Genomic DNA, 16,138 nt, shown 5'->3' on the forward strand with positions numbered 1-16,138 from the left:
TCACGCGAGTCGGGGCCCCAGTCACGCGAGTCGGGGCCCCAGTCACGCGAGTCGGGGCCCCAGTCACGCGAGTCGGGGCCCCAGTCACGCGAGTCGGGGCCCCAGTCGCGCGAGTCGGGGCCCCAGTCGCGCGAGTCGGGGCCCCAGTCGCGCGCAACCGCCCGGGACGGGCGGTGCGCGGGGAGTGCGCGGAGTGCTACTCCTGCTCGAAGCGGCGGCGGAAACGCTCTTCCATCCGCCCCGTGAAACGGTTCTTGTCGGGCTCGGCCGGCTTCGCCTCCGGCGCCTGGGTGCCGGAGGCCGACGACGTCACGGTGAGCACCGCTCCCCCGAGCATCATGAGGAATCCGACGACGCTCAGCACCGGGAAGCTGCCCAACCACAGCTGGGGCACGGCGACGCCCACGACGAGCAGCACGAGGCCGACGACGAACAGGGCCACGCCCTGGAGCCGACGCCGGCGTGTGGGTTTGCGCAACCGCCCACCGCGGACGGTCGACGCGAACTTGGGGTCCTCGGCGTAGAGCGCGCGCTCGATCTGTTCGAGCAGCCGCTGCTCGTGCTCGGAGAGGGCCACGGCTTCACCTCCGGCACTGGTCATTCCTGTCGGGTCATCTTCCATGGTGCCGGAACGACGCGACGAGCGCCCAGGCTGGGCGTCTAGTGCAGAGGATACGAGTCGGAGGGCCCGGCGACCACCCGGACTCGTCGAGCGGATGGGTCGATCTTCCGCGGATCGGTGGACGCGGAGCGTGCGCGGGGGCAACCGGGCCCCGCTCGCACGACGTCATCGCTGGTACAAGGGGTGGTGGAACCCCGTGCCGCACCCGTGGGCACAGCACGTGCCGACCTCATCACACCCGGTTGGACGAGCAGAATGTCGCTGGTGTCCGGAGCGTGACGATCAGCGGGCCACAGCGCGACGCACGGGATGTGGACGTGCGGAACCCGTGCCGGCCCCCTCAGCGCCGGCGGGCCAGTGCGTGCAGCCGCGCGGCCACGTCCAGCAGCGGCGCGGCGGCTGCGGCCAGGTTCTCCAACTCGGTCACCTCGCGCACGGTCGCCGGGCCACCGTCGCGCACCGATCCCGGCGTCCAGCCCTCGAGCACACCGTCGCCCTGCAGGACCTCCACCCGCAGGTTCCCGCCCGCCTCCACGAGCGCGCGCAGCGTGTCGGCGTCCAGCCGCCTGCGCAGCGCGTCGTCCGGGCCGAACCGCCCGTCGGGATCGGTGAGCACCGCGCGCGCCTCGTCGAGCCTGCCGGCGAGGGTCCTCGAGAGGACGGCGGCGTAGCGACCCGTGACGAGCACGGAGACGGCGCCGCCCGGCGCTGTCGCCGCCGTCAACGCGGCGAAGGCGGCTGCCGCGTCGTCGACGACCTCGAGCAGGCCGTGACCCAGCACGAGATCTGCGCCTCCGGTGGGGGCGACGTCCGCGAGCGCGTCGACGTCACCCTGCACCGGCGTGACGAGCTCGTGCACGCCCGCGTCCCGTGCCCGGCGGTGCAGGGCCGCGAGGGCGTTGGGGCTGTAGTCGACGACAGTGACCGCACAGCCCAGCAGGGCGAGCGGCACCGCCCACGCGCCGCTGCCGCCACCGACGTCGAGCACGCGCGGCGCGCGCTCCGGCCGCCGGTCGCGCACGCGCGTGACCTCGGCCGTGATCACACGGTGCACGGGACCACCGCCGGCGACGCCGGGCACCTCCGCCGTCGGACCACTCAGCATGCGAGCCTCACGGCGGCAGCGTAGAGCGTGGCCCTTCCCGCGGGGCACGCCCGGGCGTTCACCGGAAAGGGGGTAGGTTGGCGCCGTGCTGGTGGTCGCCACGTTGAGCCTGAAGGGCGGAGTCGGCAAGACCACCGTCGCACTCGGGCTGGCCGGGGCCGCCCAACAGCACGGCGTGCGCACGCTGCTCGTGGACCTCGATCCACAGGCGAACTCCACGATCGCCCTCGACACCGCGCCCACCCTCGCCACGGTGGCCGACGTGCTCGACGAACCCCGTCGGTCCGTGCTGGACCGCGCGATCGCGCCGAGCGGGTGGGGCGACGGGCTCGACGTGCTGGTGGGCGCCGAGCAGACCGAGCGGCACAACAACCCCGATCCCACTCCCAAGCAGCTGGGCCGGTTGCGGCGGGCCCTGCAGCGCCTCGTGGAGAACGACGGGCTGCTCGGCGACACGTTCGGCTCCGCCGAGGTCGACGACCCCTACCGACTCGTGATCATCGACTGCCCGCCCTCGCTGGGCCAGCTGACCCGCAGCGCGCTCGCCGCCGCTCACCGCGCCGTGCTCGTGACGGATCCGACGATGTTCGCCGTGTCCGGTGTGCAGCGCGCCTTCGACGCGGTGCAGACGGAGCGCCAGCGCGGCAACTCCGAGCTCCAGCCGCTCGGTGTGCTCATCAACCGCGTGCGCCCTCGCAACTCCGAACACGAGTTCCGCATCGGCGAGCTGCGCGAGCTGTTCGGACCACTGGTGCTCAGCGGGGTGCTCCCCGACCGCTCGGCGATCCAGCAGGCCCAAGGTGCGTGCCTGCCCATCCAGCGCTGGGACACCCCCGGCGCCCGCGAGGCTTCGGCGGTGTTCACCCTGCTGCTCGGCCGGGTGCTGCGCAGCGACCGCGTCCGCCGCGACGGCACCGCCCCCGAAGCCGCACCCATCGCCCCGCCGGCCACACACTGACCCCTCTGGGCGGGAGCACGATCAGCCCTCACGACCAGCCACAGCGCAACACGCCGCTCACCGCCCGTTGATCGTGCCGATCCGCACACCACGGCGATCGCCACGACACCGACGTACGCCTCAGAAAGATCGATCGCTGCGACTCGCACACCACGACGCCCGAACGACCCTGACGTACGCCTCGCAAAGATCGAGCGTTGCGACTCGCACACCACGGCGGCGCGGGGATCAGCGCAGCGGCACCGCGGCCGTGACGATGCCGACGAACTGTTCGGCCTGCCGCAGCAGGTCGTCGGCATCGCGGCGGCTGACGAGCCGGGCGATGCCGGCCTCGGCCGCCGCACGGGTGTCGGAGCACGAGGCGAAGAACAGCGCCCACTCCGCGAACTCGGGCGCGACCTCGGCGAGCAACTGCCAGACGTTGCGCGTGGAACCCCTGCGCGGCCGGGGCCGTGCGCGGACCGCGAGCACGGCGGCCCCGGCCCGCAGCGCGGCGAGGTACGCCGCCGGGTAGCGGAGCAACGGGTCCTCCACGCGGTGGGCCTCCGCGAGCCCGTCGGCCGCCTGGCGCAGCAGGCCCAGCGCGGCCCGCGAGGTGGGCGCCGGCGCCGGGCGCGCACCCGGACGCCCCGGAGGAGGTCCGCTACCCGCCGCCCGCGACCGCGGCGCGGAGGGGCTGCGCGGCTGTGGCACCCGCGCGGCGCCCCTGCCCACGGTGGTGGACGTGGTGGTGGATGTGGTGGTGGACGTGGCGGTCGTCATCATCGCCTCCCGAGGTCTCTCACTCCGCAACCCGCACGAGGTCCCACACCCCGGGGCCGGCACGCATGCGCAACACGAACTCGCGGGCCGGCGCCTCGGGCTCCCCCGCCGAGCGGGCGACCACCCGCCAGCAGCGCATGCGGTCACCTCCGACCGGCATCGGGGACGGGAACGGCCAGGGCGACTCCTCGATCCAGCGCTCCCGCACGTCGGTGACGAGGTAGCGCGGACTGCGACGCATCGGCCTGCGCTGGAACTCGACGGGCTCGCCGTCCTGCCACCGCACCTGGATGGGAGTCGGCTGCCGGGATCCGAACAGGCTGAACGCATTCATCGCATGTCTCCCCGCGCCTCTGCCGTGCACCCGCTCGACCGGCACCGGAACAGCGCGACTGCCTCGGACCGCGACCTCACCAGCTCGCCCACCGGCATACGCTCCTCCCGCCCGGCTTCGCCGCACCCGGTGGCGGGGCGCTTCCCCCGCCCCACCGACCGGGGCGTCGAGATCGAACACATGTTCGATCGATGTCCAGTACAGCGCGCCCCGGGCTCCGCGTCAAGTCCGGGGACCGCGAGCGGGACTCCTGACACCGGACGTGGTGTGATGGACGGGTGACCAGGGCACCGGCGCGCCAGCTCGTCCAGCTCGGGCCGGACGACCTCGCCGACCGGCTCACCGAAGCCCTGCACGTCTACGTCTCGGCCATGGGCTACCCCAGCAGCACCGCCCGACATCGACGCACTCTCTGGCTGGAACACGTGCAGCGGCCCGGTTGGCGGGCGGTCGGCTGGCTGGACGCGTCCGACACGCTCCTGGGCATCGCCTACGGGTACTCGGGCGGGCCGGGCCAGTGGTGGTACGAGGAGGTCCGCAGAGGGCTGGCCCCCGCGGGGCCGGCCGCGCAGAGCTGGCTGCAGGACTACTTCGAGCTCACCGAACTGCACGTCCACCCCGACGCGCAGGGCCACGGGCTCGGCGAGTCGTTGTTGCGCGCGCTGCTGAACGGGGTCCCCAGCGCACGCGTCCTGCTCTCCACCCCCGAGTACGGCGTCGACACCCCCGGCCGCGCGTGGCGGCTCTACCGCCGGGCCGGTTTCCAGGACGTGCTGCGCCAGCACCGCTTCACCGGCGACTCCCGCCCGTTCGCCGTGCTGGGCCGCCACCTCCCCATGGATCCGCCGCCGCCGCGGACGTGACCGCACGCGGCCGTCCCCGCAGCGGGGCCGAACCGGACGCGACCGTCCACCGTCCGGGGCCGATCCGGCGACCCGTGCGCCGCGGCGCGGGAGGCGTCGGTGGGGTTTGGCACGATGCACGCGTGCCGACCGTCGCCTCCCGCCCTCGCGTCCTGCCACTGTTGCTCGTGCTGCTGGTGGCCACCGTCGCGCTGAGCGGGTGCGCACGGGTGCGCGCCGCGCTGGCCGTGCAGCCCGACGACACCGTCACCGGGCAGGTCGTCGTGGCCACACCGGAGACCGGCCCGGACGACCCGGGGCCCCCGATCGCCCTGCCGCCCGACCTGGAGTCCGAGGTCGACGTCTCGGAGTACCAGCAGGACGGCTACACCGGGTCGATCCTGCGGTTCGACGGGCTCACCTTCCCGCAGATGAGCGAGCTGATCGCCGCGGCGGGGCCCGGGGGCGACGCGGTCCGCTTCGAGATGCGGCGGGCGGGCAGCCGGGTGCTGGTGAACGGGGCCGTGGACCTCACCACCGTGGCCGTCGACCGGGCCGATTTCCAGCTCAAGATCGGCTTCCCCGGGCAGGTCCTCGAGTCCAACGGCGACGGCGACTCCAGCGAGGTGAGCTGGACGTTCACGCCGGGCGAGGTGGGCGATTTCTCCGCGGTGGTGGCCTATCCCGACCCGGGGGCGCCGTCACCGGTCAACTGGACGCTCGGGCTGTTCGCCGTCGTGGCGCTCGCGTCCGGCGTGGTGGTGCTGCTCGCCCGCCGCACCCGCAACACCCCGGTCAGCCCCTAGCTCGCTGGGGCCGGGCATGGTCAGCTGCGAGGCATGCGCGGTGACGACCGCCCGCAGGACCGGCGCCATCACGATCAGCCGCTGACGGGCACAGCCCCCGCCGGCTCGGCACGGCGGGCGCCCAGCCCGAGGCGCTGCACCAGCTCCACAGTGGCCGTGGAGCGGTTCAGCGTGTAGAAGTGCAGCCCGCACACGCCCTCCTCGAGCAGGCGGCTGCACATCTCGGCGGTGACGTCCATCCCCGCGGCGCGGAACGCGGCCGGGTCGTCGGCATAGCGCTCCATGCGCTCCACCAGGCCCGGCGGCAACGGCGCGCCGGAGAGCTCCGGGCCGCGGCGCAGGGTGCGAACGGTGGTGAGCGGCATGATCCCGGGCAGCAGCGGCACGTCGCAGCCGGCCGCGGCCATCCGGTCACGCAGCCGCAGGAAGCCCTCCGGTTCGAGGAACAGCTGGCTGATCGCGAAGTCGGCGCCGGCGCGGACCTTGGCGACGAGGCGGGCCAGGTCGTCCTCCGGGCTCGGGGAGCGCGGGTGGCCGTAGGGGAAGGCGGCCACGCCCACGCAGAAGTCACCCAGCCTGCGCACCAGCTGCACGAGCTCGTCGGCGTAGTTCAGGCCCTCCGGGTGGGCGATCCACTCGCCCAGCGGGTCGCCAGGGGGGTCCCCGCGCACTGCGAGCACGTTGGGGATCCCCGCCGCGGCGTAGGCGCCGATCACCTGCCGCAGCTCCGCCACCGAGTGCGAGACGGCGGTGAGGTGGGCCATCGGCACGAGGGTGGTGTCGGTGGCGATCCGCGCGGTGGTGCGGATCGTGCGGTCCCGGCTGGAGCCGCCCGCGCCGTAGGTGACGGAGACGAACGCGGGATCCAGCGATTCGAGACGGCGGATCGCCCGCCACAGGTCGGCTTCACCGGCCTCGTCCTTGGGCGGGAAGAACTCCACCGAGAAGACGGGCCGATCGCCGCGGATCCGCTGGGTGACCTTCACGCCGTGCAGCGTAGTCGGGCGCTGCGCGCGGCTGCCTCCGCTCCGCTCCGGCGGGCTCGCGCGCCTGGTCAACCGCCGACCGGCTGCGCCTTCAACGCGCCGGATGTCGCATCCGCCGTTAGGCTCGCCCCCGTGGCCCGCTCACGAGGACCTCGGCTCCCCCGCCCGCGACGTGCCCGGATCCAGCGATGAACCGGGCCGAGGCCGTGCGGCGCGACGGCTCCGCGCCCGGCGGTCCGCCGTCCCGCGGACCCGGCACACCGGGTGGTTGGCCCGACGGCAGCGGGCCCCAGAACAGCGGGCCCCAGAACAGCGGGCCCGACAACAGCGGCCCCGACGACTCCGGTCTCGTCGCCGCGGTCGAGGCCGCACTCACGACCTACCTGGCGGGCCGCACCAGCGAGGCGGCCGGCATCGACCCGGCGTTCGGCGAGGCCGCCGAGGCGCTGGCCGCGTTCGTCCTCGGCGGCGGGAAGCGGGTGCGCCCGACGTTCGCGTGGTGGGGCTGGCGCGGCGCGGGCGGTGCGGTCGAGTCCCCCGAGGCACTGGCCGTGCTGCGCGCGATCAGCGCGCTCGAGCTCATCCAGGCGTGCGCGCTCGTCCACGACGACCTGATGGATGCCTCCGCCACCCGGCGCGGCCGCCCGACGGTGCACGTCGAGTTCGCCCGCAAGCACGCCGCGGCACGGTGGCGCGGGCAGCCGGCGCGCTTCGGCGCTGCCGCCGCGATCCTGCTCGGCGACCTCGCGCTCTCGTGGGCCGACGACATGATGCACGCGGCGGGGCTGTCCCCGGCGGCGGAGCGGCGCGCGGCGCCGGCGTGGCGCGCGATGCGCACCGAGGTGCTGGGCGGGCAGTACCTCGACGTGCTGCACCAGTCCACCGGCGACACCTCCGCCCGCGCCGCCTTGCAGATCGACCGCTACAAGACCGCCGCCTACACCGTCGAGCGCCCGCTGCACCTGGGCGCGGCGATCGCCGACGCGCCTGCCGAGCTGGTGAGCGCCTACCGCCGCTTCGGAGCCGACATCGGCGTGGCGTTCCAGCTGCGCGATGACCTGCTGGGGGTGTTCGGCGATCCCGAGGTCACCGGCAAGCCGGCGGGCGACGACCTGCGTGAGGGCAAGCGCACGCTGCTCGTGGCGGTGGCCGTGGAGCGCGCGGAGCAGCGAGGCCTGCGGGCGGCGCACGAGGCGATCCTCGAGGCCGTCGGCGATCCGCGGCTGGACGCCGACGGCGTCGAGCGCGTGCGCGGCCTGCTCACCGAGCTCGGCGCCGCGCAGGCGGTGGAGCAGCGGATCGCCGCTTTGACCGGGTCCGCCCTCGACGCGCTGTCGGCCGCGGACGTCGCCGAGCCGGCCGCGGCGCAGCTCGCCGAGCTGGCGATCACGGCCACGCGACGCCGGAGTTGACCCGCCGGATCCCCGGGCGCACCGATCACGTGGTGGTCGTCGGCGCCGGGCTCGCCGGCCTGTCCGCCGCGCTGCACCTGCTCGGCGCGGGCCGGCGGGTCACGCTGCTGGAGCGCGCCCAGCACCCCGGCGGCCGGGCCGGACGGCTGGACCTGCGCACCGAGCGCGGCACCTACCGGGTGGACACCGGGCCCACCGTGCTGACGATGCCCGACCTGCTCGACGAGGCCTTCGCCGCCGTCGGCGAGAAGACGCGGGAGCGTCTCGACCTCGTCGCGCTCGACCCCGCGTACCGCGCGTGCTTCGCCGACGGCTCCACGATCGACGTGCACACCGACGGCGCGGCGATGGCCGAGGAGGTCCGGGCGACCTGCGGCCCGCGTGCCGCGCAGGGGTACGTGCGGATGCGCGAGTGGCTCACCCGGCTCTACCGCGCGGAGATCGACTCGTTCATCGGCGCCAACCTCGACTCGCCACTGGACCTGCTGGGCCGCGACCTGGTCCGGCTCGCGGCGCTGGGCGGGTTCGGCCGGCTCGGGCCGCAGGTCGCCCGGATGCTCCCCGACGAGCGGCTGCAACGGATCTTCTCCTTCCAGGCCCTGTACGCGGGCGTGCCGCCGCACCGCGCGCTGGGCGCGTACGGCGTGATCGCCTACATGGACACGATCGGGGGCGTGTTCTTCCCCCGTGGGGGGATGCGACAGGTCGGCCAGGCGATGGCCGACGCGGCGGTCGCGGCCGGCGCGGAGATCGTCTACGGGCGCGCGGCCACCGGCTTGGAACGCCGCGGTGAGCGGGTCAGCGCCGTCCGGCACGAGGCGGCGGCGGGTGGCGACGGCGACCGGACGCCGTGCGACGCGGTGGTGCTCACCCCGGACCTGCCCGTCGTGCACCGCCTCGTCGGGCGCGCACCGCGCCGGCCGGTGCCGCTGCGGTGGTCCCCCAGCGCGGTGGTCCTGCACGCGGGCGTGCGCCGGGCCCGCTCCCAGCCGGCCCATCACACGATCTCGTTCGGTGCGGCGTGGGAGCGCACGTTCGCTGAGATCATCGACGAGGGACGTCTCATGAGCGACCCGTCGTTGCTGGTCACGCGGCCCACGGCCACCGATCCCGGGCTGGCGCCCGACGGGTCGGACCTGCTGTTCGTGCTGGCGCCCTGCCCCAACCTCGACCGGGGCCGCATCGACTGGGCCCGCGTCGGCCCGGCCTACCGGGACGAACTGCTCGGTGTCCTCGCCGCCCGCGGCCTCGACATCCCGGCCGGCGAGCTCGAGGTGTCCCGCCTCGTGACGCCGGCGGGCTGGGCCACGGCGGGGCACGCGGCGGGCACCCCGTTCTCCGCGGCCCACACGCTCGCGCAGACCGGACCGTTCCGACCCCGCAACCTCGTTCGCGGGCTCTCCAACGCGGTGCTCGCAGGTTGCGGCACCACACCGGGTGTCGGGATCCCACCGGTCCTGATCTCCGGCCGGCTGGCGGCCGAGCGTGTCACCGGCCCGCTCCCGCGAGGCCACAGGGTACCCACCGGCCCCTGACACCAGGCATGCGAGCATGGATCGCGTCATGAAGCCACCACCACCGGTCGACGGGCCGACGCTCCCCGACGCGGCAGCGGAGCGCGCACTCGCCCACGACGACGCGCCCACGGTCCGCGACGCGCTGCCTGCTGCGCCCCCGGACGAGCCTGCCGCTGCGCCGCAATCGTGGCGCGACCGCTTCGGTCGCCCGCCCCGCGGCCCGCTGCTGCTGGGTCTCGCCGCGTCCCTGCTGATGGTTATCGGCGGCTTCGGCGCGGGTGGCGTCCTGATCCACGACCCGCTGCTGTCGAACTCGCCCCTGGGCTTCTGGCGCTACGGCCACGGCCGCGATCTGGCCGCCTTCACGGTCTACCTCGGCGTCGGGCTGATGGTGTGGGCCTGGGTGCGTCTGGGACGCGACGTGCTGGCGCACCGCGTCGGCGGGCGGGGCGTGCTCACCGTCTCGGGTGTCTGGATGGCGCCGATGCTGGTGTCGACCCCGCTCTTCACCCGCGATGTGTACAGCTACCTCGCGCAGGGCGGGCTGCCGCTGGCCGGCTTCGACCCCTACGCGGTGGGCCCCGAGGTGATGCCGGGGCTCTTCTCCGACAACGTGCACTACTTCTGGCAGGACACGCCCGCCCCGTACGGGCCGCTGTTCATCCTGATCGCCAAGGCCGTGGCGTGGCTGGCCGGCGACGGGATGATCCTCGGGGTCGTCCTGATGCGGCTCGTGATGCTGCCGGGCCTGCTGCTGCTGGTCTGGGCCCTTCCGGAGCTGACCCGCCGCCTCGGCGGCCGCGTCCCGGTGGCACTGTGGGTGGCCGTCGCCAACCCCCTGATGGTCGTCCACATGGTCGGCGGGGGCCACAACGACCTGCTCGTGGTCGGCCTCCTCGCCGCCGGTGCGCTGGTCGCCCTGCGCGGCGGGCACATCGCGGGGATCGCGCTGGTCACCGCCGCGATGGCCACCAAGGCGAGCGCGGGCATCGCCCTGCCGTTCCTCGTACTGGTGTGGGCGGCGCACATGTCCGGCTCGCAGCGGGCCCGGATCGTCAAGGCCACCGCGGCGGGTGTGGGCGTCTTCCTGGTGGTGTTCACGGCCTGCACGGTGGCCGCGGGCGTCGGGCTCGGCTGGCTGCCCGCGTTGAGCGCTCCGTCGATGATCGTGAACTGGATGTCGATCCCCACGGCCGTCGGCGAGTTCACCCACACGTTGGTGGCCGGGATCGTGAACGTGCCGAAGCAGCCGTTCATCAACGTCGCCCGCGCGCTCGGCGGGCTCCTGCTCGTCTACATCGCCGCCACCCAATGGTGGTCGGCCCGCGACGGCGGCCCCGACGCGGTGCGCCGGGCCGGCGTCGTGCTGCTGGCCGTCGCCGTGCTCTCCCCCGCCACCCTGCCGTGGTACGTGAGCTGGGGCATGGCGCTGCTCGCGGCCACCGCCTGGTCCCTGCGCGGCCTCACGGTCACCGTGTTCCTCTCGGTGATGCTCACGATCGCCTACTACTCCCACGGCGAGGACGCCCTCTACGACGCGCCCTACCTCCTGACGTGGGCCCTGGTTGCCGTCGTCGCCGCGGTGTCCCTGCGGCGGCCGGATCCGCTGCGGCTCGCCGGAGCCGCTCGCCGGCGTCCCCGGCAGGCGGCCGACGCGGTCCCCGCCGGTGCCGGGTCCGGGGCACGCTGAGCTCGACGCCGCCGGCGTCGACGATCCGGCGCTGCGGGTCGCCTACGCGACCTGCCGCGCGCTGAACGCGCGGCACGGCCGCACGTACTTCCTGGCCACCCGACTGCTCCCGCCGCAGCGGCGGCCCGCGGTGCACGCCCTCTACGGGTTCGCGCGCTTCGCCGACGAGATCGTCGACGACCTGGGCGACGGCTCGCCCGCCGCCGAGCGGGCGGCACGGCTCGACCTGCTGGACACGCAGCTGCGACGGGCGCTGGCCGGCGCTCCACCCGCGCACCCCGTGCTCGCCGCGGTGGTGGACACGGCGCGGCGTTTCGCCATCGACCCCGCCCACTTCACCGCGTTCATTGCGTCGATGCGGATGGACACCGCCGTCACCGACTACGCCACCTTCGACGAGCTCGCCGCCTACGTCCACGGTTCGGCGGCCGTCATCGGGCTGCAGATGCTGCCGGTCCTGGGCACGACGGTCCCGCGCGCCGAGGCCGAGGGGCCGGCCGCGGCGCTGGGGGTGGCGTTCCAGATCACCAACTTCCTGCGCGACGTCGGCGAGGACCTCGACCGCGGACGCATCTACCTGCCCGCCGACGAGCTGGCCGCCTTCGGGGTCGACCGGGAGCTGCTCACGTGGTGCCGGCGCACCCGGCGATCCGACGCCCGGGTGCGCCGGGCCCTCGCACACCTCGTGGCACACACGCGCGCGGTGTACCGGCGCGCGGCACCGGGCATCGACATGCTGGAGCCGGCATCCCGGGCCTGCGTGGCATGCGCCTTCGCCCTCTACCGCGGGATCCTCGACGAGATCGAGGCCGCCGGGTACCCCGTCCTGCACCGGCGCGTGTCGGTCCCGGCCCGCACCCGTGCCGCGGTGGCCGTCCCCGGCCTGGTCCGCGCCCTGGCGGCCCGAACGCGCACCTGACGGGCGACACCGCTACCCCCACACCCCGACTCGCGGGTGAGGGGCCTCGACTCGCGGATAGGTGCCCCGCCTCGGCGAGTCGGGCCCTGAGGCGCGCGAGTCGCGTCCCCCCACCCGCGAGTCGGGGCCCTCCACCTGCGAGTCGGGGTGTGGGCGCGCCGATATCGCGCTGCGGGTGCGTGTCAGAAGGCCATGGCCTGCGCTCGTCGCTTGACCTCGCGGTGCCGGCCCGCACGCAGGGAGGCGACCGGTGTGCCCGGCAACGAGTCGTCCTCCTCGAAGAGCCAACGCAGGATGTCGGGGTCGGCGTAGCCGCCGTCGCGCAGCACGGTGATCGTGCCGGCGAGGCCCTTGACCACCGCACCGTCCTCGCCCAGGAAGGCGGACGGGACGACGACCTCGCCTTCCCGTCGGAAGGACAGCAGCTGGCCGTCCTTCACGAGCTGGTGCACCCGCGACACCGGCTGGTTGAGCAGCTCGGCGACCTCCGCGACGGGCAGCGTCGCTACATCCTCGGACAGCCCGAACACCTCGTTCACGGGGCGATACCTTGCCACACGAAGGGGCATGCAGGCGCGGCGCGTCGAAGAAGATCCCACAGCAGCGGTACCGTCATCACGTGAACGCCCCGCCCGCCGCGCTGCTCGACGCGCGCTACCGGCTGGGCCCGCTGCTCGCCCGCGGGGGAATGTCCGCCGTCTACCGGGGCACCGACATCCGGCTGGACCGACCCGTCGCGATCAAGGTGATGGAGCCGCGGCTCGCGGCCGACCCCGCCTTCCGCGCCCGGTTCGAGCGCGAGGCCCGATCGGCGGCGCGGATCGACCACCCCGCGGTCGTCGACGTCCACGACCAGGGCGAGCACGTCAGCGACACCGAGATCGGCTTCGGCGACGGCCCGCTGCTGTTCCTCGTCATGGAGCTGGTGGAGGGCGGCACGCTGCGCGACGTCCTGCGCTCCCGTGGGGCGCTCGGCGTGCCGGCGGCGTTCGCGGTGATGGAGCCGGTCCTCGCCGGGCTCGCCGAGGCGCACCGGCTCGGCATGGTGCATCGGGACGTCAAGCCGGAGAACGTGCTGATCAGTCGCACGGGCGAGGTCAAGGTGGCCGACTTCGGGCTCGTCACCGCGGCCGCCCAGTCGGGCGCCAGCAGCGCCGGCATGATCATGGGGACCGTCGCGTACCTGTCTCCCGAACAGGTGGCCACCGGCGCCGCCGACGCCCGCAGCGACGTCTACGCCGCCGGCATCCTGCTCTACGAGCTGCTCACCGGCGCCCCGCCCTACACCGGCGACACGGCGATCTCGGTGGCGTACCGGCACGTGAACTCCGACGTGCCGCCGCCGTCGCAGATCGCCGGCGACGTGCCTCCCGAGCTGGACGCGCTGGTGGTGCGCGCCACCCGTCGTGACCCCGCCGCACGACCCGCCGACGCCGCGGCCCTGCTGGCCGAGCTGCACCGGGTGGCGGTGCGGCTCGACGTGCCGCGGGTCCCGCCGCCGGTGCCGCCGGCGCGCCCCGTCGAGGAGCAGGACACGGTTCCCGCAGCTCCGCACCGTCTCTCCGGCGGCACCACGACGAGCGCCGCCGCCGGGCCCGGCGGCACGCGCACCATGCCCCGCCCGGTCGACGACGGCCCGCCGCCCCACCTACGCGCCCGCAGGCGCAGCAGGCGGGCCTTCGCGGTCTGGATCGCGATCGTCCTCGTGCTGGCGATGCTCGTCGGTGTCTCGGCGTGGTGGCTGGGCAGCGGCCGCTGGACGGCGATGCCGCGGCTGGTCGGCCTCGAGCAGTCCGCGGCGCAGCAGGTGCTCGCCGACGCCGACCTCGTCGGGCGCCTGGCCGAAGCCCACCACGACGACGTCGACGCGGGGCTGGTCAGCGCCACCGACCCGGCGCCGGACGCGCGGCTGCTGCGCGGCAGCACGGTGACCCTCACGGTCTCCTCAGGACGCCCGACCGTGCCCGAGATCGCCCCGGGCACCGCGGTGGCAGCGGCGGAGCAGGCGATCCGTGACGCCGGGCTCACGCCCGTCCGCAGCTCGGAGGCCGTGGAGGACAGCGAGTCGGTGCCCGAGGGCGCCGTGGTGCGCACCGATCCGGAGGCCGGCGACGAGGTCGCGACCGGCGGGCCCGTCACGATCGTGGTGAGCAGCGGCGAGGGCGAGTCCGAGACCGTCCGGGTGCCGATGGTGATCGGCGAGGACTACGAGGACGCCGCCGACATCCTCGACGACCTCGACCTGGACGCCGAGGAGGAGGCCGCGTTCCTCATCGGCCGGGAGAACGGCCGCGTGATCGGCCAGGACCCCCCGGCCGGGGCAACGGTGGACAGGGGAACGACGATCCACCTGAGCACGGTCTAGCGGCAACGCCCAGCTCGCACCTTGGAGCCTTTCTGCTGTTCAGCGGCCGAAAGACAGCAGTACGGCTCCAATGTGCGGTCAGGAAGGTGCGGTCAGCAAGGCGCGGTCAGCAAGGCGCGTCAGCCGCGCAGCATCTCCGCCACCAGGAAGGCCAGCTCCAGCGACTGCTGGGTGTTCAGGCGCGGGTCGCAGGCCGTCTCGTAGCGACCCGCCAGGTCGGTGTCGGAGATCTCCTGCGCACCGCCGAGGCACTCGGTGACGTCCTCCCCGGTGACCTCCACGTGGATGCCGCCGGGGTGGCTGCCCAGCGCGCGGTGGACCTCGAAGAAGCCCTGCACCTCGTCGACGATCCGGTCGAAGTGGCGCGTCTTGTAGCCGGTGGTGGACTCGACGGTGTTGCCGTGCATCGGGTCGCACTGCCAGATGACCTTGTGGCCGGACGCCTCCACCTTCTCCACGATCGCCGGCAGGACGTCGCGGACGCGCCCGTTGCCCATCCGGCTGACGAGCGTGAGGCGGCCCGGCGTGGCGTGCGGGTCGAGCCGCTCGACGTACTCGACCGCCAGCTCCGGCGTGGTGCTCGGGCCGATCTTGAGCCCGATCGGGTTGGACAGCAGTTCGGCCAGCGCGATGTGGGCGCCGTCCAGCTGGCGGGTGCGCTCCCCGATCCACAGGAAGTGCGCGGACAGGTCGTACAGCCGCGGCTCGGGACGGCTGGCGTCCAGGCGCAGCAGCGCCCGCTCGTAGTCCAGGAGCAGCGCCTCGTGGCTGGCGTAGAACTCCACGCTGTGCAGGTTGTGGTCGTCCACCCCGCACGCGTCCATGAACCGCAGCGCGCGCTCGATCTCGGCGGCGATGTCCTCGAACCGCTCCCCCGCGGGTGAGGTGCGCACGAAGTCCTTGTTCCAGTCGTGGACCATCGTGAGGTCGGCCATGCCGGTGGCGGTGAGCGCGCGCACCAGGTTCATCGCCGCGCCCGCGTTGGCGTAGGCCCGCACCATCCGCGACGGGTCGGGCACCCGCGCCGCCGGGTCGGCCACGAGCGAGTTGACGATGTCACCGCGGTAGGTGGGCAGGCCGAGCGCGTCGAGCGGGGCGCTGCGCGGCTTGGCGTACTGCCCCGCGATGCGACCCACCTTCACGACCGGCAGCGACGCGCCGTAGGTCAGCACGATCGCCATCTGCAGGATGGTGCGGATCGTGGCCCGGATGTGCGGCTCGGTGTTGTCGACGAAGGTCTCCGCGCAGTCGCCGCCCTGCAGCAGGAATGCCTCGCCCCGCGCCACGGCCGCCAGCCGCTCCTGCAGCCGGTCGACCTCCGGCGGCAGCGTCACCGGCGGCACGCTCTCGAGCACCGTGCGGACGTGCGCGACGTGCGCGGGGTCGGGCCACTCGGGCTGCTGGGCCGCCGGCCTGGCGAGCGCCTCGTCGAGCCGCGCCCGCAGGTCGGACGGCAGCGGGGGCAGCTCGGGCAGCACCTCGACCGGTGCGTCGACGGTCCAGTTCACGAGGTCCAAGAGTAGGCCGTGCGCCCCCGGCGCCGAGCGCCGGACCCGCACTGGTCCGGACGGCGCCCTCCCGCGGCGCCCCCGGCGGACCGGGAGTGGCTGTGATCACCCGATCGGCCCGATTCCACACGGGACTCCACGGGGCACTCCTTCGCCATGGCAACTCTTCTGTGGATCCTCGCAGTGGTCCTCGTCGTCGCCGGCGTCTTCGCGATCCTGCGCAAGCAACTCATCTGGGGCATCGTGCTCATCGTCGTCGGCCTGCTGGTCGGCCCCGGTGGGGTGAGCATCTTCGCCTGATCCTGGCGGCGG

The 16,138-nt window shown here is 74.3% G+C and carries 16 protein-coding genes; 9 read left to right on the forward strand and 7 right to left on the reverse strand.

Annotated elements, in window-relative coordinates; all coding sequences use genetic code 11:
- Window positions 1-196: 196 nt before the first annotated feature.
- On the reverse strand, window positions 197-577 hold the full coding sequence (locus tag CFP66_RS44840) for a DUF3040 domain-containing protein (RefSeq protein WP_094931495.1): 381 nt from the start codon (window positions 575-577) through the stop codon (window positions 197-199).
- Window positions 578-962: 385 nt separating this feature from the next.
- Window positions 963-1,727 carry a bifunctional 2-polyprenyl-6-hydroxyphenol methylase/3-demethylubiquinol 3-O-methyltransferase UbiG gene (locus CFP66_RS44845; RefSeq protein WP_094931496.1) on the reverse strand — a complete coding sequence of 255 codons (765 nt, stop codon included), beginning with the start codon at window positions 1,725-1,727 and terminating at the stop codon, window positions 963-965.
- 85 nt (window positions 1,728-1,812) lie between these two features.
- Between CFP66_RS44845 and CFP66_RS44850 the strand changes: the two genes are divergently transcribed.
- The gene (locus CFP66_RS44850) at window positions 1,813-2,685 is read left to right on the forward strand and encodes a ParA family protein (protein WP_094931497.1); all 873 of its coding nucleotides are present in this window, start codon (window positions 1,813-1,815) and stop codon (window positions 2,683-2,685) included.
- Window positions 2,686-2,913: 228 nt separating this feature from the next.
- Here CFP66_RS44850 and CFP66_RS44855 read toward each other — a convergent pair whose 3' ends face one another.
- Both CFP66_RS44855 and CFP66_RS44860 read right to left on the reverse strand, forming a co-directional pair.
- The gene (locus CFP66_RS44855; RefSeq protein WP_143517617.1) at window positions 2,914-3,447 is read right to left on the reverse strand and encodes an SAV_6107 family HEPN domain-containing protein; all 534 of its coding nucleotides are present in this window, start codon (window positions 3,445-3,447) and stop codon (window positions 2,914-2,916) included.
- Window positions 3,448-3,466: 19 nt separating this feature from the next.
- On the reverse strand, window positions 3,467-3,781 hold the full coding sequence (locus CFP66_RS44860; protein WP_094931499.1) for a hypothetical protein: 315 nt from the start codon (window positions 3,779-3,781) through the stop codon (window positions 3,467-3,469).
- 278 nt (window positions 3,782-4,059) lie between these two features.
- Between CFP66_RS44860 and CFP66_RS44865 the strand changes: the two genes are divergently transcribed.
- Complete coding sequence (locus CFP66_RS44865; RefSeq protein WP_094931500.1) at window positions 4,060-4,644, forward strand: N-acetyltransferase; 585 nt, start codon at window positions 4,060-4,062, stop codon at window positions 4,642-4,644.
- A gap of 122 nt (window positions 4,645-4,766) precedes the next feature.
- Entirely contained in the window at window positions 4,767-5,429 is a 663-nt protein-coding gene (locus CFP66_RS44870) for a DUF3153 domain-containing protein (RefSeq protein ID WP_094931501.1), read from the forward strand.
- A gap of 74 nt (window positions 5,430-5,503) precedes the next feature.
- On the opposite strand, the gene metF is transcribed toward CFP66_RS44870, so the two are convergent.
- Entirely contained in the window at window positions 5,504-6,415 is a 912-nt protein-coding gene (gene metF / locus CFP66_RS44875) for a methylenetetrahydrofolate reductase [NAD(P)H] (RefSeq protein WP_233160258.1), read from the reverse strand.
- Between the two features lie 188 nt (window positions 6,416-6,603).
- Between metF and CFP66_RS44880 the strand changes: the two genes are divergently transcribed.
- Genes CFP66_RS44880 through CFP66_RS44895 form a run of 4 tightly spaced genes read left to right on the forward strand, consistent with a single transcriptional unit; the run spans window position 6,604 to window position 11,953 of the window.
- Window positions 6,604-7,827: a polyprenyl synthetase family protein gene (locus CFP66_RS44880; RefSeq protein WP_094931502.1), complete on the forward strand. Its 1,224-nt coding sequence runs from the start codon at window positions 6,604-6,606 to the stop codon at window positions 7,825-7,827.
- The gene (gene crtI, locus CFP66_RS44885; protein ID WP_094931503.1) at window positions 7,824-9,362 is read left to right on the forward strand and encodes a phytoene desaturase family protein; all 1,539 of its coding nucleotides are present in this window, start codon (window positions 7,824-7,826) and stop codon (window positions 9,360-9,362) included. Before CFP66_RS44880 ends, crtI begins: the two co-directional genes overlap by 4 nt.
- 28 nt (window positions 9,363-9,390) lie before the next feature.
- A complete protein-coding gene (gene mptB / locus CFP66_RS44890; protein WP_198962124.1) occupies window positions 9,391-11,034 on the forward strand; it encodes a polyprenol phosphomannose-dependent alpha 1,6 mannosyltransferase MptB in 1,644 nt (547 codons plus the stop codon).
- The gene (locus CFP66_RS44895; protein ID WP_094931505.1) at window positions 11,012-11,953 is read left to right on the forward strand and encodes a phytoene/squalene synthase family protein; all 942 of its coding nucleotides are present in this window, start codon (window positions 11,012-11,014) and stop codon (window positions 11,951-11,953) included. The genes mptB and CFP66_RS44895 overlap by 23 nt, the downstream gene beginning before the upstream one ends.
- Window positions 11,954-12,135: 182 nt before the next feature.
- On the opposite strand, the gene CFP66_RS44900 is transcribed toward CFP66_RS44895, so the two are convergent.
- Window positions 12,136-12,492 (reverse strand): Rv2175c family DNA-binding protein, encoded by a 357-nt coding sequence (locus CFP66_RS44900; RefSeq protein WP_233160259.1) that lies wholly within the window; start codon window positions 12,490-12,492, stop codon window positions 12,136-12,138.
- Between the two features lie 80 nt (window positions 12,493-12,572).
- Between CFP66_RS44900 and pknB the strand changes: the two genes are divergently transcribed.
- Window positions 12,573-14,318, forward strand: coding sequence for a Stk1 family PASTA domain-containing Ser/Thr kinase (gene pknB / locus CFP66_RS44905; RefSeq protein WP_143517618.1), 1,746 nt, complete (start codon window positions 12,573-12,575; stop codon window positions 14,316-14,318).
- Between the two features lie 119 nt (window positions 14,319-14,437).
- Here the strand turns inward: pknB and CFP66_RS44910 are convergent, their stop codons facing one another.
- Window positions 14,438-15,826, reverse strand: coding sequence for a class II 3-deoxy-7-phosphoheptulonate synthase (locus CFP66_RS44910; protein ID WP_094931551.1), 1,389 nt, complete (start codon window positions 15,824-15,826; stop codon window positions 14,438-14,440).
- A gap of 156 nt (window positions 15,827-15,982) precedes the next feature.
- On the opposite strand from CFP66_RS44910, the gene CFP66_RS48860 reads away from it, so the two are divergent.
- On the forward strand, window positions 15,983-16,126 hold the full coding sequence (locus CFP66_RS48860) for a GPGG-motif small membrane protein (RefSeq protein ID WP_198962125.1): 144 nt from the start codon (window positions 15,983-15,985) through the stop codon (window positions 16,124-16,126).
- Window positions 16,127-16,138: the final 12 nt, after the last annotated feature.

This window comes from Pseudonocardia sp. MH-G8 (assembly GCF_002262885.1).
In the GTDB taxonomy this organism is placed as follows: domain Bacteria; phylum Actinomycetota; class Actinomycetes; order Mycobacteriales; family Pseudonocardiaceae; genus Pseudonocardia.